This is a genomic window from Shewanella sp. SG44-6 (genome assembly GCF_014164185.1).
GTDB lineage: Bacteria > Pseudomonadota > Gammaproteobacteria > Enterobacterales > Shewanellaceae > Shewanella > Shewanella vesiculosa.
This window is the reverse complement of the sequence record NZ_JACJER010000001.1, coordinates 62672-85320: the sequence shown is the minus strand read 5'-3', so window position 1 is coordinate 85320 and position 22649 is coordinate 62672. Positions and strand designations below refer to the sequence as shown.

Sequence of the window (22649 nt, the reverse complement as noted above, 5' to 3'; positions counted from 1 at the left end):
ATCATTAATTGAGTCATCATCTTTCCTTACAGTGAGCTATAACGTTCGCGTAAACGTTGGCGAACCACTTCAGCAATAGTGTTAAAGAAGAAGGTGAACACAAACAATACAAAGGCGGCTAAGAACAACACACGATAATGCGAGCTACCAATGGCCGATTCTGGCATTTCCACCGCAATGTTTGCCGCTAAGGTACGCATACCTTCGAAAACGCTCCACTCCATGATGGCAGTGTTACCGGTTGCCATTAATACAATCATAGTCTCCCCTACCGCGCGGCCTAAGCCCATCATGATGGCCGAGAAAATCCCCGGACTGGCTGTGAGTAACACCACTCGAGTTAAGGTTTGCCAGTTTGTCGCGCCTAATGCCAAACTGCCGTTTGATAGATGACGAGGCACAGAGAAAATCGCATCTTCAGCAATTGAGAATATGGTTGGAATAACCGCAAATCCCATGGCGATACCCACAACCAGCGCATTTCGTTGGTCAAAGGTGATGCCTAAATCGTTGGTAATAAACTGACGCGTGTTGCCGTCAAAAAATGCCACTTCAATTATTGGGCTTATCTCAAATGCAAACCAACCAACAAATATAATCACTGGTAATAGCATCAGTTCTTGGTAGGTTTCAGGTAAACGCTGCTTCCATTTTTCTGGTAATTTACTCCACGCAAATGCGGTAGTAAGAATGGATGTGGGTAATAATATCAACAACACCACAATACCGGGCAAGTGTTCCTCAATCAGTGGCGCTAACCACAGACCGGCTAAGAACCCCAAAATAACCGTCGGTAATGCTTCCATAATTTCAATCGTTGGCTTAACCACGTTGCGCACTTTAGGCGTCATAAAGTAAGCGGTATAAATTGCTCCAGCAATCGCCAGTGGCGATGCAAATAACATGGCGTAAAATGCCGCTTTCATGGTGCCAAATGCCAAGGGCATTAAACTCAATTTAGCTTCAAAGTCGTCAGTACCAGACGTTGATTGCCATACGTATTTAGGTTCTGGGTAGCCTTCGTACCATACTTTATCCCACAACGCGCTCCAGGATATTTCTGGATGGCTATTCTCTACAGAGAAAAGGTTAAGTTTGTTATCAGCTTCAATCACTAATCCATTTGAACGCGGACTAAATGCCATTTGGCCTGGGTTGGTTAGCTGAAATTTCTCATCAAATAGTTCACGTTGACTCGTGGTATAAAGCAGAGTTAATTCGCCTTCTTTACTCAATACAGCAAAGCTTTTACGGTAAAACTCAGTCGCCATAACACTCACAGGTGCTATATCGTCAAACTCACGAATTTGCTGGTATAAACGACCTTTATCACTGTTTACTTGGAAATACTGACTGACAATACCACTGTCATAACTGACCAGAATCGAGCTAGCACCGGCAAGCAAATTGACTTGTCTCACTTGAGCTCCGACTTTTTGAACATCGATAACTTGAAGTAATTCAATCGAGTCTGCGTCACGAGTGTTGTAGACAAACAGTTTATTGGTCGCGCCTAAAATAAGCTGACGATGATCGGGTGTCATTATTGCCGAAATAACATGATTAGGTGCATCTTCAATAAACACTTCAACAGATGACCATTCAACCTCTTCAGTCATCATGTTTTCTTCGCCTTCTTGGCGATTTAACTTCCAAGCACCATTGGCATCTTGATAAGCAAAACTCATGCGGCTGTCGCTGAAATCAAACACCAGATTATAAACAGCGCCCTCATTATTAATCGTTAATGGCTCTTCACCAATCGGATAACGTAATGATGGCGTAATAACGCGTTTGTTGTCTGGGTAGGTTAAGCCAAACTCGATCCCGATAACGATTACTTGGCCATTACTCAAACCTAACGCGAAACGTTGCTCGCTTGGGCTCGATTTAGCACTGCTGGTGACCGTGGTACCTTCAGGGATTTTAGCCTTAAAAGACGAGATTAATTCACCGCTAATGGCTGAATAAAAATCGACATTACCCATTTCGGTTACCCGATAAAGGACTTCGTTTTGTTCATCGCTACCAACCATTAAGGTTTTAGCGTCAGTATTTTGGTAACTCACACTCGTAACAGGTTCTATATGTGCCCCATCAAAAATGGGCTTGATGACATACAGCAAATAGAAAAATATTAATAACAGGGTGACAAATACCAACGTGCCACCAACGGTTACCCCAATCTCTGCTGCCTTATCCTTAAATGCTCTGCGGGTTGCATGTCTATCAACAAGTAGACTTTTTTCAGCAGAACCAGGTTTATTGACCTGACTTTCCATTAAGAACCTCTAATAATTAATCGATGCCATAATTAGCGCTTTGAATGTGCAGTTTACTATGCTAACAATAAATATTTATGACCAAATACATTAACTTTCGTCACTTATTTAAGTCTCTAAATCACTTACATTAGCCTCTACATAACTCATATTAGTTTCTAATTAAGTGTTAGTAAGACAATAGTAAAACTGATGTAAGACAGCAAAAAAACCATAACACAATCTTAAGTGGCTGCGATTATATGACGTAAAGATGACAGTTGTGTTACAGACTTTGTTTATAGGAGAAATATCCAATGATGCGTTATCTTATTACTCTTCAAGCACCAGACCGAAAAGGTTTGGTAGAACAAATCGCCAATGTCGTTAGTCGACATAATGGCAACTGGTTAGACTCAGAAATGCGTCATATCGACGGTATTTTTGCGGCGATATTACAATTAGAAGTCCCAGCACTAAAATGGGATGAGTTAATTGATGCCTTAGAATGTATTGACGGCTTAACGCTAACGTTTGCTAAAACCACCTTAGTCGCTAAACCGATTAAGCATTTATATTACAACTTAGTTGCCTACGATCGCCCCGGAATTGTGCTGCACATCTCAAATAAAATGAATGCGCTAGGCATTAATATTGAACAATTTAGCAGCCAGTATGAAACGGCGAGTCACACTGGTATCGCGTTATTTAAAGCGACCATGACATTAGGCTTAACCGATCCAAACCAAGAAGAACAAATTACTGCATCGCTTTATGAAATGGGTGATGACGTGGTGCTTGATAAGCTGAGTAAATCAGCTTAAATGAACAGCAGATCGGCATACAAGCTCAATTAAGCCTAAAATCCGTTTTCATCATCTGTTAAACTGCCACGAAATAATGATGATAAAAATGGATTAACCATGTTTGGAACGCTATCAAAATTGAAAACCCACCTTAATGATAACCATGAGGTGGAGTATCATTTACCGGTAGGTGACGAGCGTTTAGCGCTTAACCCGCTTATTGGTAAGTCATTGACCATGACTCACACAGGTAATATTTTTTGCAGCAACTGCGGTAAAAAGACCAAGAAAAGTTATTCTCAGGGTCATTGTTATGTTTGCATGTCAAAGCTAGCCAGTTGTGACCTGTGTATTATGAAACCTGAAACATGTCATTTTGATCAAGGCACTTGTCGCGAACCAGAATGGGGCATATCAAATTGCTTTGTGCCCCACTACGTGTATTTATCGAATACTTCAGGTATCAAGGTCGGCATTACTCGCCATACTCAAATCCCAACCCGTTGGATAGACCAAGGGGCGACTCAGGGCTTACCGATTTTTAAAGTGTCGACGCGTAAAATGTCGGGTTTAATCGAAATAGAATTAGCCAAATTCATTAACGACAAAACCCATTGGCAAGCGATGTTGAAAGGTCATAATGATGATATTGATCTTGTCGAACAAGCCGCGCAACTGATTCCTCTGATTGAAGATAGACTGCACGCTTTAGCGGCCGAATATCAAGACATTGTGATTGAACGCCTTGATGCCAACATTCAATCCATTAGCTATCCTATAACGCAATTTCCGGTGAAAGTTAAATCACACAATTTTGATAAAATTGCTGAAGTCAGCGGTATTTTGCAAGGCATTAAAGGCCAATATCTTATTTTTGATACTGGGGTGATCAATATTCGTAAGTTTTCATCTTACGAAGTAGACGTCAGTTATTAATTCACCTAACGATTTCTTTTTCAAAACTTGCTAGCAATGCCTGTGTGCTTAAGTCATGAGATCAGAGATTCACTCAGATCTCGTGACGTAAAAATAACCTATGGTAATTACACTTGCTAACCAATAATTTATTTTAATAATATCAAAGTGTTAATCGCTACAATGGTAATTTATTAAGATTTAAACGATAAATTTAACTCACTGCAAAAAAAATCATTATGGTGAATGACTAAATTCACCTAGAATTCTGCTTCTATAACACTTAAGCCGAGAAACCTGTTCATGGAGTTAGTATTCGCCATTGCTTTATTTGCTTTTTCTGCCGGTATTACTCCAGGCCCTAACAACATTATGTTGATGACCTCTGGGGTTAATTTTGGCATTAAACGCAGCATTCCTCACTTAATGGGCATTAGCTTGGGTTTTCCGACCATGATACTGGCGGTTGGACTTGGCTTAAGCGCGATATTTCAAGCGTATCCTTTCATCCATATTGTGATTAAAGTGATTGGTATCAGCTACCTACTTTATCTGTCATGGCTTATCGCTAATAGCAGCAGTAAAATGGAAGGTAAGCAGGTAAGCAAGCCATTTAGTTTTTTACAAGCCGCAGCATTTCAATGGGTCAACCCAAAAGGCTGGATCATGGCAGTGGGAGCTATTGCGACGTTTACCTCAGTGCAGCAAGAGCTAAATAGCCAGGTGATCACGATTGCGAGTGTATTTTTATGTGTGGCATTCCCGTGCGCGATTGTGTGGCTGGGATTTGGTGTGGCACTAAAACGTCTGCTAAAAAATGAACGCCAACAGCGTATTTTTAATATCTCTATGGCTCTATTATTAGTGGCATCGATCATCCCAATGATGTTACCACCCGCAACACATTAATTTATTAAATAAGCTTAAAGGTTACATAATGGAACAACATGAATGTCTTGCTCATACCGAAAACTGGGTAAAAGATGTCATTATGAAATACAACATTTGCCCATTTGCGCGTCGAGAAGTTGAACGCGCTAGCATTCGTTATGTAGCCATTGAAGCAACAAAAATAAAAGCCGTACTAAAAGCATTAATTGACGAGTGCCAACACTTAGATACTCATCCTGATACTGAAACGACACTATTTATTTTACCGCGGGGCTTTGAAGGTTTTTACCCTTACTTAGATTTGGTCGATTTTGCTACTGATGAATTAATGGCGCAAGGCTATGAAGGGGTTTATCAATTAGCGACATTTCATCCAGACTATTGCTTTGAAGGCGAACCTCAAGACAGTGCCGCGAATTTTACTAATCGTGCACCTTATCCTTGCCTGCATATTATCCGTGAAGCCAGTATGGAAATTGCGTTAGCAAACTACACCGACCCCGAATCAATACCTGAGCGAAATATTGCGTTTGCTGAACGCAAAGGCAGTGAGTTTTTTATTAAGCTACTGCAGCACTGTACTAAATCGTAATCATGACAGATGCAGGTGTTTCTGTTGATTTTAAGTTTTAAGTTTTAGGTTTCGCCCTACCCTCCCGTCATCCCTGAGTGCTTGTATCAGGGATCCAGGTGTTTCTGTTGACCTTGTTTAAAAATGCAAAAACAAACACCTGGATTCCGGCTCAAAAGCATTACTGGAACGACCTGGTAGTGGGCTTTAGCAGGGTACGCATTAGCAAGTGACGGTGTAGTGAACGTTATTTGAATGCTTATTGAATATGTTTACTCGGCATTATAAGCATTACGAGTCGCGTTGCATTGCTAGCTTTTGGCTTCACGCTCTACTCTTTTGATAAGGTAAACTTACTCACTTGCTGTGACATATTGCTCGCATCATTAAGTAAACTGTCGTTAAGCTCAGCGAGTTGTTGCGATATGTCTTGAGTATGGTGATAGATTTCAGTGATTTTCATCGCATTGCGATTCACTTCTTCGGCCACCGCAGACTGCTCATGCGTCGAGGCGGCAATTTGTTGGTTCATGCTGTCTATCACCTCAACGTGCTCAGCAATGAGCTTAAGCTCTCGACCAGCATGCTTTGATTCTGCAACGCTTAACTGCGCCTGTGCTTGGCCACGTTTCATGGCATTTACTGCCAGTGTTGCGCCGGACTTTAGGCGTTCGGTCATGTTTTTAATGTCTTCGGTTGAGCTTTGTGAACGCTGCGCTAGCGTGCGTACCTCATCAGCCACAACAGCAAAGCCTCGACCTTGGTCGCCCGCCCTAGCGGCTTCAATTGCAGCATTGAGTGCCAATAAGTTGGTTTGCTCTGCAATAGAGCTAATCACATCAAGAATGATCACAATACTTTGTACATCGGTATCTAAACGTCCAATAGCCTCTGCTGCATCGGCTATTTCATTGGCTAATATTTGAATTGCATCACCGGTTTTACTGACATCATTTTCACCGCTTTTGGCCTCTATGTTGGCTTTGGCTGACGCATCTGAAGCTTGGACAGCATTAGCGGCAATTTCATGCACTGTTGCACTCATTTGTGTCATGGCTGAAGCCACTTGCTCTGCTTCTGATGAACCTTGAAGCACATCGGTTTGCAATGAGCGTGTATAACCGTTCATTTGTTCAACAGCATTCACCAGATTCACGGCATTGACGCGCACCTGGGTAATGATGTCTTCAAACTCGGCCATCATTTGATTAAATGCTAGCGATATTTGGCCAAATTCGTCTTGCGATTGTTGAGGTAAACGAGTGGTTAAATCAAATTGGGTTCCGGCATGGAGCATTTGCTTGTGCAATACGCTTAAGCTGCGATGCAAATAACCCGACACACTCAGGCTCATTACAATGACAAACACTAATGCGAGCAGTAATAGTAATGCGATGTAGTACATCTGCTGCGTTGCATGGGCCAGTTTATCTTGGCTAAGCTGCGTTAAATCATCACCAAATTGTTTTTCTAGTTGAGTCAGTATTGCAATACGCGCTGTTGATATTTTAAACCATTCTTCAGGGTCTTGAGCCAACATGGCTGAAGCATCTTGAGCAAAAGCGAGTTCACGTAAGACTTGTACATCTGCCATGGCGCTGCTTTGCTGGGCTTGCTTATATGCGTTGATATTACTGACATTCGCAGCCGCAATAAACCGTTCTGCATAGGTTTGCTGCTCAGCCACTAAGGTGACAAACTTTTGAAATAAGCCTGGCGCAAACTCGCTGTTACCAAAAGTGGTACTTAATACGGCCCGTTCTATCCCTGCACGCTCTTTTAACTGTAAATAAGCCGCAAACGCTTTGAGGCGCATTGATAATTCACTGTCTAGGCTTTGGCTCGCCGCTTCATCGACCATCGACAGCAATAGCGTGTTCATTTTGGTGTAATAACCGACTTGCTCAGGCACAGAAACAGTGAGGCTGCTAACCTTATCACGCATCGTTGTTAGTTGAATTAATGATGAGGCGACTTGATCGTAAGTCGCTTGCAATTGAATGGGGAAGTCATCTTGCTGAGCAAATTGTTTAAAGCGGCTAATTTGGCTGTCGGTTTGACCACGCTGCCCGGGTAAATCGTCTTTAAATGATTGCCCTTGAGACCCAATGTAGCCTGCGCTCATGCCGCGCTCTTTTTGCAGTTCATGCACCAGCGCACTATTAATAATGGCAACATTCGACAGTTCTATCACTAGCTTTAGTTGTTGCTGGGTGCGGTAATGATTACTCACATACATTCCACCAAATAAGATACTGGTGAGCAGCGGTGGCAATACGAGTAACGCAAGCTTACGTGATATTTTAAGGTTACTTATCCACTGCCAATTCATAAACATTCCTTTGCGATGAATAAAACATACGATTCAGTGATACTTTAGACGACATTAGGCATATTGTATTACTCTGTAAGTAAAACTCAGACTTAGCTCACAGCTAAATTAGTTTATGCCGTTCTAATTATTAATAATCTACTCACTATGGAGTAGTTGTACACTATTGCTGCAATGCTAAGCAAAAATCACTAATCAGTTCAGGCCAATCATCAACATCATCCATAGAATTAGCGATATGCAGTTTGGCATTCGGTAACGCCTTTTCAAGTTCAATAGCTGTTTCAATGGGATGAGCATCATCATCTTGCCAAGCAAGAATTAGCGTTGGCACCCTAATGCTGGCAAGTTGCTGCTTACTTGGGAGGTCATTTTGAGCAGCCGCGGTAAATAACTGACTTAATGTCTGGCGTTTCATCGACTTTAGTCCATCTAACATCCCCAAAACACTGTGCTTGTGGGCATCGATTAACCAGCGAGGTAACATCTTGTCTAAATGCTTGGCATTCATTTGGGCTAAGCCTTTACCGCCAAGTATGCGTGCGGCTTTGGCTATTTTATAATAATAATTAACTTGATTGGCTCTAGCCTGCCAAGCGATAGGCGGGGTCATTAAAATGAGTCCTTGAATGCTTTGGGGATTGGCCAATGCAGCATACAGGCTGGTTGCACTGCCCATTGATTGACCACCCAAAATCATTGGTATCGGTGCTTGATAATGCGCCGCGACCCTCAACATGTCTTTCGCAAGAGACGGCCAAAGGTAATCGTCAACAGACTCACCCGCAGTAGATAATCCATGACCGATTGCATCATAACGAATAAGTTGTAACTTTTTAGGAAACCGATGCCAAGCATACACGCCAATAGCATCTTCGCTTTGCATGCAGCCACACAGACCGTGGGCCCAAACCAAGGCTTGCCCCTTACCGCTAATGGAACAATTAAACTGATTGATATTAAATTGCTCTGTCATGGCCTGTGGTTCTCCTATCTGTCTATCCTTTTACAATTTCAATCAATCTATTAATAAATAATATGATTGCATCTGTCGTATCAAACCTAAATGCTAAACCGTAATGAATTTCACTTAAGCCTTTGTTACGGCGTGTTGGAAAACGAGTCATTTGAGCATTGTGGTAATAATCGTATTTGGCATGGACACCATCTATAGTGGCCAGTTCAGTAGAAAAAACCTCAAATGCCGGACGAATGATCAGTAATGGGGTTTTACCTTCAACATGTAAATAAACCGGCTCTTTTAACTCAGGAAGCATGTATTCGGTGACATTCTTAATATTAAAATTAGTACGACATTTGAGTTCATTCAAGGTTGATGCGACTTGTTCAAGGGTGATGCTCATAAAGTGGATGCCTGTGCTGGGTAATGTCATTGATTTATATCACTAGAGTATATGGCTTAGCTGAATAAATAAAAACAAAAAGCCCCGAACAAATGTTCAGGGCTAATGGTGTTAGTGCGATATAAGTAACGATAAAGTAGAATTATGCGTCAATACCTTTACTCGCCAAAAACTCGTCGTATGTGCCTTTGAAATCGTTAATCCCTGTCGGAGTTACTTCAAGAATACGAGTGGCTAACGATGATACGAATGCACGGTCATGAGATACGAACATTAATGTACCTTCGTACTTTTCAAGCGCGTTGTTTAATGACTCAATCGATTCCATATCCATGTGGTTGGTTGGCTCATCGAGTAATAAGATGTTCGGCTTTTGCATGATAAGTTTACCGAAATACATACGGCCTTTCTCACCACCAGATAGCACTTTGACTGACTTTTTAATGTCATCGGCACCAAACAACATACGGCCTAGAATACCGCGTACCGATTGGTCATCGTCATTTTCTTTGCGCCATTGACTCATCCATTCGAACAAGGTCATGTCATTGGCAAAATCAGCTTCATGATCCTGGGCGTAGTAACCAATATTGGCATTTTCAGACCAATTAATGGTGCCTTCATCTTGTGGGATGTCGTGTACCAAAGTACGTAACAAAGTCGTTTTACCGACACCGTTTTGGCCCAAAATAGCAATCCGCTCGCCCACTTCAACCATAAGGTCGAATTTACTAAATAACGGGGTATCGTAACCTTTAGCTAAATTTTCAACAACCAAGGCATTACGGAACAATTTCTTTTCTTGTTCAAAACGAATAAACGGGTTCACACGGCTTGATGCTTTAATATCATCTAGCTTAATTTTATCAATTTGCTTGGCGCGTGATGTCGCTTGCTTAGCTTTAGATGCGTTAGCCGAGAAACGCGCAACGAAGGTTTGTAACTCTGCAATTTGTGCTTTCTTCTTCGCGTTGTCACTCATTAAACGTTCACGAGATTGCTGTGCAGCCATCATGTATTCGTCGTAGTTACCTGGGAACACACGTAATTCGCCGTAATCTAAGTCAGCCATGTGAGTACAGACTGAGTTTAAGAAATAACGGTCATGCGAAATAATGATCATGGTGCTGTTACGTTGGTTCAACATATCTTGTAACCAGCGAATAGTATCGATGTCCAAGTTGTTGGTAGGTTCGTCAAGTAACAGTAAATCTGGGTCAGAGAATAATGCTTGCGCCAAAAGCACACGCAATTTAAAACCTGGAGCGATTTCGCTCATTAAGCCAAAGTGTTGTTCGGTACCAATACCGACACCTAAAAGTAAGTCACCGGCACGAGATTCAGAGGTATAACCATCCATCTCGGCAAATTCCATCTCAAGTTCAGATACTTTAATACCGTCTTCTTCGCTCATTTCAGGTAAAGAATAAATACGGTCGCGCTCTTGCTTTACTTTCCACAACTCACGGTGGCCCATGATCACAGTGTCTACGACAGAAAAGGCTTCGTATGCAAACTGGTCTTGGTTTAATTTACCCATACGTTCGTTAACATCTATTGAGACGTTACCACTTGATGGTTCTAAATCACCGGCAAGGATTTTCATAAAGGTGGATTTACCACAACCATTCGCGCCAATTAAACCGTAGCGATTTCCGCCACCAAATTTGACTGAGAGGTTTTCAAACAGTGGCTTAGCGCCAAACTGCATTGTGATGTTAGCTGTTGTAATCAAAATGAAATTCCAAATCGTGTTGTGTGTTGAAGCCGATATCAAATTATAGTGTATTCGCTCAAGTTGACATCTATATGACTCAAGCAAGCAAAAATGATATTGAAACTAGAAAACGGCAAAGCCGAGGTAAATACGAAGCGCGATAGTGTAAGGATTTTTGGCCTATTTATCAACCTAGCAATCAACAATAGCGCAGACAAATACTGGCCACTTTTGAGATACAAGCAAGTATATACCAACCATTATGAATATATCAGGGACGATAAATACACCAAGGTGGCTTAACACCGAAAACATCAATATGTTTTCGGCATCAATGATAACCGTGTGAAGTATTTAGTAAAAATATTGCCTCAGCTTAGGCGCTTGCTGGATCTGTTACATGGTCTGGATGAATTTCTGCTTGGATAAAGCAGTTTTGTAGCACTTTTTTCGATGGGTACATACTTGCTGTGCTATCAATTATTTGCGCATCAAAATCGACAACAATAGGAATAAAATGGCTCGCTTTGGTGATTTTACGCTGTCTTAATTTTTTCAATTCGCTGATATCAGCATTCGAAGGCGAATGGTCAAAAGTAAAATACAAATAATGAATCGTATTTTGAGACTTCATTCCGAGCACTTTCTTTAACTCTACTAAGCGAGTCACTAATTGCTCATTCTGTGCTTGAACCTGCGCAATTGAGACTTTACTCATATCAAATACGGATATTGAAATAACACTATTGATATACTTTTGCGCCGCAATAAACTCAAGCCCTTCAACCTTAGCTGAACCGTCTGTCTCGAGTATTGATGGCGCTAACTCTACAAAGCCGTTGCTATTGATTAAAATGTCTTTTAAACGCTCACGGGCTGTGGGCAATGTACTAAAATACGCCTCTTTCTTACGAATATTGTGTCTCATGTAAACCGCCAGGGCACCACAAAGCACTAAAAAGACGATTTTGCCACCAATACGATGCCAAAAATCTAGGTATGGCGCATCCGGTAAAGTAACCCCGGCTTCCAAGGTTAGCGCTTCAACCTCTAGCGGCATCAGATCAATGTATAAATCATCTTCTGGCAGCATGCCAGCAAAACGGCCATCGTAATTCCACAGTGGAATAAATAATACTTCAACCGATTTATAGATATAGCCAATATCGACGTTATCGCCCTCTGGTGTTTGAAATCGTTCGTCATCGGGAAGTTCCACTAGGGTAATAATGTTTTCCCCACCAAAAGAAATTAATCCCGCTTTGGCATGCGAAATATTAGCGGTTATAAGCAAGCAGAATAGCAATAGTAAGAAAATATTTTTCATTTTAATCCTTTATGAATAAAAAATAGCTGATTAGTGATCAGACCAAGCAGTGAACAGCGGAACCACAAATTGTAATCGCAATGAGTCTTTTAGATTCCCTTCATACAAATACTCATCGCTATTATACTAAAAAATGCTCAGACAACAACGCCATAGCGCTTATAGTTGCGCGACTAGCCTAGGAGCATTTTTATCGTTTTAAATACTCAATAATGTAGTCTAATCCACCAGTGATAGCGGCGACTTGGGCATCGTTACATTCTTGCGCTGTGACCAGAGGGCTATCAGGATAAACTTCAGTCGTGGTGTTAAAGTGATTGTCAGTGATACCGGCGCATAAACTGAGTTTTTTTACCGGGTAGTTAATCACCCCAAATTGCTCAATCGGCACTTCAATTAGTTGCCCATTATCGTCTGGTGCAATATGGGTCACTTTGGCAACGGAATCAATTATCGCTTTTTGAAATGCGGGAGTTGGATTATCACTGTCACCCACCAAATAAAAACCGTCAGGAATAATGCCTTTAGCATAATCAACGCCATCGCGAGCAGACAATACTGGTCTAAACTCTATCTCGTCAGTATCGGTCGTTTCATGTAAATCAATATGTGCATAAACCTCACCCAGTGTGGCCACAAATGCCATTAATGCCGCTGATTCTTCCGCTGGACTGTTAGGGTAAAAAGAGCGATTAGGATCGATGGCTTTTGGGTTCCAACGATTAATAGTTTCATAACCCCACGGGCTGATACATGGCGCAACCACCACATTAAAATACTGAGCGTAATCTTGCGCTTTAGTGGCTAAAAATTGAATGGCACCTTGTACACCACTGGTTTCATATCCATGTACGCCGCCGGTGATCAAAATGGTTTTTTTAGTACTGTCCCACTTGAGTGGTTTAAACCCAAATAAAGGATACTTGTCGACGTCATAAGATAACGCGCCATACTGTATTTGCTCAAATTGAGCCGCAAGCGGGGTTAACTTACTGACCACTTCATCTTGATATGACCGCTTGATAGTCACTTGTGCTAACCATTGGGCTTTGTGATCATCGGTCCATTTTTGTCCAGGAATGCCAATTGGATACGCTGTTGAATTGCTCATATAACCTCGTTAATCGTTTGTTTTATTGAGTTAATCTATTACGTTAGTTTATTTATTGTGATGGATTTAGGTTTAGCTAAAATAACTAAGCCTATGCCTAAAAAAATGATACTGGCCGAAATACTAAGATGAATACTGATCACTTCATCTAAAAATAGTACCCCGCCAAAGGCGGCGATGACAGGAACGGTCAGTTGTAGTACTGCGGCATGTGTTGCTGTTAACCCACGTAAAGCTTGATACCATAATGCGTAACCGACGCCAGATGCCAGCCCACCTGACAATACGGCCAATAAAATGCCTGCGGGCGACAAGATAAGGTGATTAATGGGTTCAACAACGCTAAACAATGGCAGTAACCAGACTACACCTATCATTGCCGCAACTAACGGCAAGGTGCGAATAAAATTATATCCGGTATCAAACAGTGGTTTGCGCGACTGTTTACCTAATAACGTGTAGCCACCCCAAGCACAGCCACTGAGGGCCATTAATATTAGGCCTATGATTGAAGGAGCGCTGACGCCCGGTAAAACTAAATATCCAAAACCTGCAAATGCCAATGAGGCGCCAATAACCTCGAGTAAGGTTAACCGCTGGCCTTGAATATAACTCATCAGCATCATACTCATTTGTACTGCGGCAAATAAAATTAATGCGCCAGTTGCGGTATCAAGAAGCACGTAAGCGTATGAAAAAGTGACTGCATAAATGAACAGTAATCCCGCAGCTAGAAAGCTGCCGTGACTCGCTGATGTTGCTGCCTTGGTTTTATTGGCAGCACTTTTATTAACGTCACTTGTATTAACGTCACTTGTATTGGTGTGGAGGCGACGGGTTCGCAATAACATTAATAGCCACAACACCAACGCCCCTGCAGTTAAACGAATAGCGGTAAAACTGCTTGGATCAATTAATGGTGTGGTTTGCTGAACTGATAATGCCATGCGGCACAATACCGAATTAGCCGCAAATGCGACCAGAGCCACTAGGGTATACAAGGCCACAGAAAGCGTCGATAAATATGCTAATAGAACAGACATAGACAGGCGACTATGCTTTTTTCTTAAAGGTAAACTTTTGCACAAACCACTGTATTACCCCGACTTGTTGAACGTGAGTTAAGCCAAAATAAACACAGATCCACGGAGAGATAAGTAAAAACCAAGGTAACGCAGCTGTCGAGCGACCTGAGAATTGTAAATATAAAAAGCCGCCGTAAATAATAATGACGCCGAAGATCCCCACTATTAACATGATTTTTTTAAGCAGGTATTCTAATTTGGCCACGTAATTAATCCTTAAAAAGTAAAAAAGTCACGCCGAGATAATACACATGGTATTCACTCGGCGTGACGGCATCATAACAAACTGATTAAGCGAAATACTACCGGCTTATAAACGAATACCGCCATCAATTTCAAATACTCGGCCGTTAACATAATCATTTTCAATGATAAAACGCACTGTAGAAGCAATTTCTTCCGGTTGACCTAAACGACCGACGGGTACCATTTGCTCAAGGCGTTCTAATGCTTCAGGCTTCATTGCTGCAGTCATTTCAGTGGCGATAACACCAGGCGCAACCGCGGCGCTGCGAATATTATAGCGCGCTAACTCTTTGGCCCAGCCGACAGACATAGCTGCAACGCCAGCTTTAGAGGCTGAGTAATTAGACTGCCCCATGTTACCGGATTTTGCTAAGCTAGAAATATTAATGATAACCCCAGCTTGACCAGTCTCAATCATGGCTGCAGCGGCTTCACGACCACACAAAAAAGTACCGGTTAAATTGACGTTAATGACGGACTGAAATTGTTGATATGACATGCGATCAACGACTTTGCCGTCTTTCGCTTTAACCATTAAGCCGTCACGTAAAATACCTGCATTGTTGATTAACACATTCACTTGGCCAAAATCTTCAACAATAAATTTAAAACCAGAAACGACGTCTTCTTCATCAGTAATGTCTAAGGCGTAACCTTGTACTTCAGTGATTGAACCTAAATCAGCACAAGCCTGTTCAAGTTTGCTTTGGTCGACATCGATAAGTGCCAATTTAGCCCCTTGTGCAGCCAAATTTTGCGCCATTGCCAGACCTAATCCACCTGCTCCGCCAGTAATGACGACAACCTTATCTTTTAATTCCATCAACTGAATCCTTTATTTTTTCTTTGAAAACTGTTCAAAAATACTTGAAAAATCGCGACGGCCATTGCCTTGACGAGCATGATTAACATATAAACTGCGAGCCAAAGATCCCATCGGTGTGCTTGAGTTAGACGCGACGGCCGCTTCTTGCGACAAGCCTAAATCTTTTACCATCAAATCGACCATAAAGCCGCCTTGATAATCTTTCGACGACGGTACATTTTCCATCACATCTGGGCATGGATTATACTTTTCGAGAGTCCAGTTACCGCCACTGCTGACTTTCATGATATCAGATAGCACTTTAGGATCTAAACCATTATCCAAACCTAATTGCAATGACTCGCTAGTACCGACCATCAACACAGATAACAGCATGTTGTTACATATCTTGGCAATTTGCCCAGCACCCACAGCGCCAGCATGAAAAATATTGCCGCCCATAACAGTCAGTACGGTTTGCGCTTGTTGATAAGCTGAGTCACTACCACCACAAATAAAGGTTAAGCTGCCGGCGGCTGCGCCTGCTGTGCCGCCAGAAACGGGTGCATCCATAAACTCTATGCCTTTTTCGCAAGCTTTAGCTCCCACTAGACGGGCACTATCTGCATCTATGGTAGAACAATCAATTAATAGTGCATGCTTTGACACAACATCAAGCAGGCCTTTATTGTCATCGTCACCTAAATATAAGCTGCGTACATGTTTGCCAGCGGGAAGCATGGTTATCACAAAATCGGCAGCGGCTGCTGCGCCACAGGCGGTTTTAGCGCTTAATGCACCTTGATCAGTTAGCGCTGTGACTGCGGCCGGGTTTAAGTCAAACACTGTGACTGTCATACCCGCCTTAACTAAGTTGGCCGCCATTGGGCCGCCCATATTGCCTAAACCAATAAATGCTACTGTTGCCATGTTGATTATCCTTTTATAAAAAGTCTGCTAATGGGTGCTTATCTGCGGCCCAAGGAGATGTGACAAGTTGGGCTATTTTGCTCGGTTCAACCGCTTCAACATCGGTAAACAGCCATTGAGGGTTGCGATCTTTATCAATCAGTAATGCCCTTACACCTTCACAAAAATCTCCCATAGAGCAACAATTAACGCTAACACCCAGTTCCCACTTGAAGCATTCGGCTAAGCTCAGCGCTGAACCTAATGCCGCTTGAGAAAAGATCAGATGCCAGCTGATCGGACTCCCCGCTAATGCTGTTTTCTGCGCGCGTTTAAGCCAATCAAGCTCAGTATTTAGCGTCGATAATTGGTGATGAACATCCAGAATGTCACCTGTCATTAATAAATCGATTTGACTTTGAAATTGTTGTAAATGACTGGTTGTAAGCGACGCTAGATGCGGCTGTGTCATACCAGAAAGCAAATCGCTCAATAGCTGATGATTTTTATCGTTATCTTGGCTCCACGTTAGTTCAGCCATAGCATCAAACAGCGGCTGTTTTTCATCGCTGGTTAAGTAATAGTTACCCAAGTTAACGTACAAGGCGTCTGAGGCATTCATGTTGTAGGCCGTTAAGCCTAGAAATAAGCCTGTTTTTCCTGGCATACGATTTAAAAAGTAACTGCCACCGACATCGGGATATAAACCAATGGTGACTTCAGGCATCGCAATACGACTGCGCTCAGTCACAATGCGATGACTACCACCAGCCATGAGTCCTAATCCGCCGCCCATGACAATGCCGTCGCCCCATACCAGCACAGGCTTACCAAATTGATGCAGTAAGTAATCCAGTTGGTATTCTTGGGTAAAAAATTCACAGGCTTCATCGGTGATGTTATTGGGATTAGCGATAGACGCATGGTAAATCGCACGAACATCACCGCCAGCGCAAAAAGCCTTTTCGCCAGCGCCTTCGATAACCACGCAAGCAATACTGTCATCGTTTTTCCAGCGCGTGAGCTGGTTTTGCATCGCAGCAACCATGTTAAGCGTTAATGCATTAAGCGCTTTTTCGATATTCAGGGTCACTACGCCAATAGATTGGCCAGATAGTGTGCCTAACGTTTGAAATATTACCTCTTGAGTCATTAGCTATTCTTCCAATTTGCGGCGCGTTTTTGTAAAAAGGCGTTCACACCTTCAGCTTGATCTTCACTGCCAAACAGGTCAACAAACAATTCACGTTCAAGCGGTAATGCCTGACCCCTTGGCATTGTACGCCCTGCATTTATCAGCGTTTTACATGCACTGACACTGCCAGGAGACTGTTTAGCCACTTTAGCGGCTAATGCGACTGCTGCATCGAGGGCTTGGCCTTGTTCAACCACTTCTTCAATTAAACCAATTTTTTCAGCTGTGGCGGCATCAATCCGTTCACCGCATAAAATCATCCGTTTCGCCCAGCCCTCGCCCACTAGTGCGGTTAAGTTTTGGGTGCCACCGGCACAAGGTAATAAACCCACAGTGGCTTCTGGTAGCGCCATTTTCACTTGGGTTTCAGCAATACGTAAGTCACACGCTAATGCGACTTCTAAGCCGCCACCCATGGCATAGCCATTAATGGCCGCGATTGATACACCGCGAAACGCACTTAAAGTTTCAAAGGCTTCACCAAAGTGTTTGGCCATGTTAGCGGCATTTTCTTTATCACCGTCGGCAAATAAGTTTAAATCGGCACCGGCAGAAAAAAACCTATCACCTTGGCCAGTGATAACAAGCGCGTAAACATCCTTGCGTTGATTTAATGAAAGCACGATCTGTTTCAACGTTTGTAAACTGTCAGCTGTCCAGGTATTGGCTGGCGGGTTGTTCAACGTCAAAATAGCCGTGTGACCAATGATGTGTTCCAGTATATTGGTTTGAGCAGTCATAACCTTATGTCCTTATGTTAGTAATCATTTATGGATCATTCAGTTGTGGATCAGTCAGCAGTGAGCCACCCGTTACAGGATAGGATGTGCATCGCTGGCTAACAAACGACGAGCAATAATTAACCGCATGATCTCGTTAGTGCCCTCTAAAATTTGGTGCACACGTACATCGCGGAAATGACGCTCTAATGGATATTCACGAATGTATCCGTAACCACCATGAATTTGCAGCGCACTGTCGCACACTTGAAAGCCCACATCGGTGGCAAAGCGTTTTGCCATGGCACAATATGCGCTAGCCTCAGGGTCTTGAGTGTCGAGTTTAAATGCCGCTAAACGCACCATTTGACGTGCAGCGACTAACTCTGTTGCCATATCCGCTAATTTGAACTGTAGTGCTTGAAAAGCCGCTAATGGCTTACCAAACTGTTTACGCTCATTCATATATTCGGTCGCGCGCGTTAAGGCCGCTTGTGCAGTGCCAATTGAACAGGTGGCGATATTAATTCGTCCGCCATCTAAACCTTTCATGGCAAAGGTAAAACCTTGGCCTTCTTCGCCAAGTAAGTTAACCGCTGGGACGCGCACATTTTCGAAGCTGATCATTCTCGTCGGTTGGGCGTTCCAGCCCATTTTATCTTCCGCTTTTCCGTAAGTAACGCCTGCGGCATCGGCCGGTACTGCAATTGCAGAAACCCCTTTAGGGCCAGCTTCACCGGTACGGCACATCACCACTAAAAGCTCAGTTTCACCCGCTCCAGAAATAAAGACTTTCGAACCTGTGATCACGTAATCGTCACCATCACGCACGGCTTTAGTTTGCAATGAAGCTGCGTCGCTGCCAGCTCCTGGCTCAGTTAAGCAATATGACGCCAATAACTGCCCTGTGGTTAAGCCTTCTGACCACTGTTGGCGTAAGGTTTCAGTGCCCCAGGTAGTGACCATCCAAGTGGCCATATTATGGATGGTTAGCATTGCTGTGGTTGTTGTGCAGCCATGGGCTAATTCTTCAAAAATAATAGAAGAATCTAACCGAGATAGGCCCATACCACCTTCTGATTCTGGCGAGTAAAGTGAACAAAAACCCAGCTCACCGGCTTTTTGAATTACGTCTTTAGGAAAATGATGTTCTTCGTCCCATTTGGCAGCAAATGGCGCCAGCTCTTCTGCTGCGAATTGACGGGCTAAATCAGCAAACTGACGCTGATCTTCATTTAAATTAAAATCCATACTGGAGTCCTTATATTATCTTGGATGACTCTCGGGTCATTTGAAATTTTTGCCCACCTGCAGCTTGAGCTGCTTAGTCATTAAATGGTGATGTTTGGACTTACGACATCACCATCCGATGGTGCGAGTCAAAATGGTCTTGTTGTATTAGCATATAAAAAGAACCGCGATAGGTTTTATCATACCGCGGCCAATGAGCTTATTTGAGGTCAATACTCATGTTAGGACCGCTAACCGCTTCTGCATCAAACCAGCGTGTGGTAATGGTTTTGGTTTCAGTGCAAAAACGTACAGCTTGCTTACCATATGCGTGTTGATCGCCATAGAAACTGCCTTTCCAACCAGTAAACGAGAAGAAAGGTAATGGCACAGGAATAGGAACGTTAATCCCCACTTGGCCTACTTCAATTTCATGTTGATATTTACGCGCTGCGCCGCCTGATGCGGTAAAGATTGAGGTACCGTTACCATAAGGGCTGTTGTTAACCAGTTCGATAGCATCGTCTAAGTTATCCGCTTCCATACAACACAGTACTGGACCAAAAATCTCTTCTTTGTAAATGCTCATGTCGGTGGTGACATTGGTGAACATGGTTGGGCCAACCCAGTTACCAGACTCATAACCTGCAACAGTGAAATCGGTTCCATCGAGTAAGCAATCAGCACCTTCTGCTTTGCCTTGAGCAATCAGTTTTAGGACACGCTCTTTTGCCGCAGGGCTGATAACAGGGCCGTAAGCAGCATCTTTATCATCCCATAAACCAGGACGAACCTTAGCTAACGCTTCTTTTAATTCAGGGATCCACTCTTTGGCTTTACCGACAAAAATGGCGACTGAAATGGCCATACAACGCTGACCTGCAGCGCCAACCGAGGCACCTACCATGTTATTGATCACTTGTTGCTTGTTCGCATCAGGCATGATCACACAATGGTTTTTTGCCCCTGCAAACGCTTGTACCCGTTTGAGGTTATCAGTGCCGGTTTTATAAATGTATTGGCCCACCCCCACAGACCCCACAAACGAAATCGCTTTAATTGCTGGGTCTCGTAGTAAAATATCAACCGCGGTTTTGTCACCATGGATAAGTTGTAACACGCCTTTTGGTGCGCCCGCTTCAACAAATAACTCCACTAAACGTTGTGGCGTCATGGGATCTTGTTCAGACGGTTTTAAAATAAAGGTATTACCGCAAGCAATTGATAATGGGAACATCCATAATGGGATCATTGCTGGGAAGTTAAACGGAGTAATACCGGCACACACACCTAATGGTTGCGTGTAGCTATACGTATCGATATTACGAGCAACGTTTTCTACCGTTTCACCCATCATTAACGACGCAACACCACAAGCATGTTCAGCAACTTCAATCCCGCGCCATACATCACCTTTAGCATCTTCAAAGGTTTTACCGGTTTCTTGCGCTAAAATTGTCGCTAATTCGTCGTGATGCTCTTTGAGTAAATGTTGGTAACGCAACATAACCCGAGCACGTTCAGACACGGGAACTTCTTTCCAGGTTTTAAACGCTTCTTTAGCACTGTGAATAGCCAGCTCGACTTCGGCGGTAGTCGCGCAGTTTATTTTTGCGATAACGCTGTTGTTAGCAGGGTTAGTCACATCAATATTGCGATCGCCGCTACCAAAGGTGAATTCGCCATCAATATAATGCTTAACTTGTGTAGTCATGTGGTTTTCCTCGATCCTTGAACATCTATGAGTGAGAAACATCACTCGTATTGAGTTATTGCACAGGTAATGACGTTTATTATGTTTGTCAGTCTCACTCATTGAGTGGCTGGATGTACATTTACCTGCGCAGTGGTCTTATTGAACTTAGCGAGTGTGGCTTTATTCTACTTCTATCGCCATCGCGGTGGCTTCACCACCACCAATACATAGTGATGCCACGCCGCGCTTAAGACCACGGGCTTTTAAGGCATAAATCAATGTCACTAATAAACGGGCGCCAGAACAACCAATTGGATGACCTAATGCACAAGCACCGCCGTTAACATTGACTTTGCTGTTATCTAAACCAAGTTCAGACACGGCAAGCATGGTTACCATGGCAAATGCTTCGTTAATTTCATATAAATCAACGTCATCTTTACTCCACTGCACTTTTTCGAACAGTTTTTGCATCGCGCCAACCGGAGCTGTGGTAAACATTGATGGTTCTTGCGAGTGAGTCGTATGGCCTTTAATGGTCGCCATAACGGTTAGACCTAACTGAGTGGCTTTCTCACGGGTCATTAACATCAGTGCCGCAGCGCCATCTGATATTGAACTTGAATTAGCCGCAGTAATGGTGCCGTCTTTAGTAAAAGCAGGACGTAAGCTGGGGATTTTTTCAGGACGAGCGTTTCCAGGCTGTTCATCGATATCAACACTGATATCACCACCGCGAGCACTTACGGTGACAGATACCACTTCATCTTTAAACGCTCCCGACTGAATCGCTGCATTGGCTTTTTCCAGTGATGACAATGCGAAAGCATCCATTTGTTCACGGGTTAAACCAAAATCGTCGGCCGTTTTTTGTGCAAACGTGCCCATAGCGCCACCAGTGTAGGCATCTTCAAGGCCATCTAAAAACATATGGTCCATTACTTTACCGTGACCCATACGCATTCCGCTTCGAGCTTTATCGAGTAAATATGGCGCTCTGCTCATGTTTTCCATGCCGCCAGCCACAACCACTTGGCTGCTGCCAGCTTTAATTAAGTCGTGAGCTAACATGACGGTTTTCATACCTGAACCACAGACTTTATTCACTGTTGTGGCACCAACACTTAGAGGTAAACCGGCACCTAATGTGGCTTGACGAGCTGGTGCTTGGCCAAGACCAGCAGGCAACACACAGCCCATTAGCACTTCATCTACGCTATCGGCACTGATCCCCGTTTGGGCTAAAAGGCCTTTAATCGCCGTGGCCGCTAACACTGGCGACGCGACCTCAGACAATGCACCTTGAAACCCACCCATTGGTGTACGCTTCGCGGCAACAATAACGATATCTTGACCTGTTTGCTCTGTACTCATAACCACTCCAATTCACTGCGCTTTAAAAATTATTGAAAATAATATCACACCACTTTGACGTTGACGCTAACGTAAAGCAAGTAAAAAATGGTCTA

20 protein-coding genes are annotated in these 22649 nt (G+C 43.1%); 4 read left to right on the top strand and 16 right to left on the bottom strand.

Annotated elements, in window-relative coordinates:
• Window positions 1-26: 26 nt before the first annotated feature.
• Complete coding sequence (locus H5185_RS00335) at window positions 27-2282, bottom strand: ABC transporter permease subunit (protein WP_182698512.1); 2256 nt, start codon at window positions 2280-2282, stop codon at window positions 27-29.
• Window positions 2283-2578: 296 nt separating this feature from the next.
• Between H5185_RS00335 and H5185_RS00330 the strand changes: the two genes are divergently transcribed.
• The 4 genes from H5185_RS00330 (at window position 2579) to H5185_RS00315 (ending at window position 5465) form a co-directional block, all read left to right on the top strand.
• On the top strand, window positions 2579-3085 hold the full coding sequence (locus tag H5185_RS00330) for a glycine cleavage system protein R (protein ID WP_182723497.1): 507 nt from the start codon (window positions 2579-2581) through the stop codon (window positions 3083-3085).
• A gap of 99 nt (window positions 3086-3184) precedes the next feature.
• Window positions 3185-4003: a DUF2797 domain-containing protein gene (locus tag H5185_RS00325; protein ID WP_182741036.1), complete on the top strand. Its 819-nt coding sequence runs from the start codon at window positions 3185-3187 to the stop codon at window positions 4001-4003.
• Window positions 4004-4285: 282 nt separating this feature from the next.
• Complete coding sequence (locus tag H5185_RS00320) at window positions 4286-4891, top strand: LysE family translocator (RefSeq protein WP_182698514.1); 606 nt, start codon at window positions 4286-4288, stop codon at window positions 4889-4891.
• A gap of 28 nt (window positions 4892-4919) precedes the next feature.
• A complete protein-coding gene (locus H5185_RS00315) occupies window positions 4920-5465 on the top strand; it encodes a DUF1415 domain-containing protein (protein ID WP_182741035.1) in 546 nt (181 codons plus the stop codon).
• Window positions 5466-5775: 310 nt separating this feature from the next.
• Here the strand turns inward: H5185_RS00315 and H5185_RS00310 are convergent, their stop codons facing one another.
• The 15 genes from H5185_RS00310 to H5185_RS00240 form a co-directional block, all read right to left on the bottom strand.
• Window positions 5776-7776, bottom strand: coding sequence for a methyl-accepting chemotaxis protein (locus tag H5185_RS00310; protein ID WP_182741034.1), 2001 nt, complete (start codon window positions 7774-7776; stop codon window positions 5776-5778).
• A gap of 163 nt (window positions 7777-7939) precedes the next feature.
• Window positions 7940-8752, bottom strand: coding sequence for an alpha/beta fold hydrolase (locus tag H5185_RS00305; RefSeq protein WP_182741033.1), 813 nt, complete (start codon window positions 8750-8752; stop codon window positions 7940-7942).
• A 22-nt stretch (window positions 8753-8774) separates the two neighbouring features.
• Window positions 8775-9140, bottom strand: coding sequence for a hypothetical protein (locus H5185_RS00300; RefSeq protein ID WP_165870084.1), 366 nt, complete (start codon window positions 9138-9140; stop codon window positions 8775-8777).
• 142 nt (window positions 9141-9282) lie between these two features.
• Window positions 9283-10875 (bottom strand): ABC-F family ATPase, encoded by a 1593-nt coding sequence (locus H5185_RS00295; RefSeq protein WP_124016207.1) that lies wholly within the window; start codon window positions 10873-10875, stop codon window positions 9283-9285.
• A 358-nt stretch (window positions 10876-11233) separates the two neighbouring features.
• Window positions 11234-12184, bottom strand: coding sequence for a hypothetical protein (locus H5185_RS00290; RefSeq protein ID WP_182741032.1), 951 nt, complete (start codon window positions 12182-12184; stop codon window positions 11234-11236).
• 190 nt (window positions 12185-12374) lie between these two features.
• The gene (locus H5185_RS00285) at window positions 12375-13295 is read right to left on the bottom strand and encodes a M14 family metallocarboxypeptidase (protein WP_124016209.1); all 921 of its coding nucleotides are present in this window, start codon (window positions 13293-13295) and stop codon (window positions 12375-12377) included.
• A gap of 38 nt (window positions 13296-13333) precedes the next feature.
• Window positions 13334-14338 carry a DMT family transporter gene (locus tag H5185_RS00280; protein WP_182741031.1) on the bottom strand — a complete coding sequence of 335 codons (1005 nt, stop codon included), beginning with the start codon at window positions 14336-14338 and terminating at the stop codon, window positions 13334-13336.
• Window positions 14339-14348: 10 nt separating this feature from the next.
• On the bottom strand, window positions 14349-14552 hold the full coding sequence (locus H5185_RS00275; RefSeq protein ID WP_124016276.1) for a hypothetical protein: 204 nt from the start codon (window positions 14550-14552) through the stop codon (window positions 14349-14351).
• Between the two features lie 138 nt (window positions 14553-14690).
• A complete protein-coding gene (locus H5185_RS00270; RefSeq protein ID WP_124016210.1) occupies window positions 14691-15449 on the bottom strand; it encodes an SDR family oxidoreductase in 759 nt (252 codons plus the stop codon).
• A gap of 12 nt (window positions 15450-15461) precedes the next feature.
• A complete protein-coding gene (gene mmsB, locus H5185_RS00265) occupies window positions 15462-16361 on the bottom strand; it encodes a 3-hydroxyisobutyrate dehydrogenase (RefSeq protein ID WP_124016211.1) in 900 nt (299 codons plus the stop codon).
• A gap of 13 nt (window positions 16362-16374) precedes the next feature.
• Window positions 16375-17493: an enoyl-CoA hydratase/isomerase family protein gene (locus H5185_RS00260; RefSeq protein WP_182741030.1), complete on the bottom strand. Its 1119-nt coding sequence runs from the start codon at window positions 17491-17493 to the stop codon at window positions 16375-16377.
• The gene (locus H5185_RS00255; RefSeq protein ID WP_182698853.1) at window positions 17493-18275 is read right to left on the bottom strand and encodes an enoyl-CoA hydratase; all 783 of its coding nucleotides are present in this window, start codon (window positions 18273-18275) and stop codon (window positions 17493-17495) included. The genes H5185_RS00260 and H5185_RS00255 overlap by 1 nt, the downstream gene beginning before the upstream one ends.
• A 72-nt stretch (window positions 18276-18347) precedes the next feature.
• A complete protein-coding gene (locus tag H5185_RS00250; protein ID WP_182698854.1) occupies window positions 18348-19505 on the bottom strand; it encodes an acyl-CoA dehydrogenase family protein in 1158 nt (385 codons plus the stop codon).
• A gap of 199 nt (window positions 19506-19704) precedes the next feature.
• Window positions 19705-21198: a CoA-acylating methylmalonate-semialdehyde dehydrogenase gene (locus H5185_RS00245; RefSeq protein WP_182741029.1), complete on the bottom strand. Its 1494-nt coding sequence runs from the start codon at window positions 21196-21198 to the stop codon at window positions 19705-19707.
• A 162-nt stretch (window positions 21199-21360) separates the two neighbouring features.
• On the bottom strand, window positions 21361-22554 hold the full coding sequence (locus tag H5185_RS00240; RefSeq protein WP_124016216.1) for an acetyl-CoA C-acyltransferase: 1194 nt from the start codon (window positions 22552-22554) through the stop codon (window positions 21361-21363).
• Between the last annotated feature and the right edge of the window lie 95 nt (window positions 22555-22649).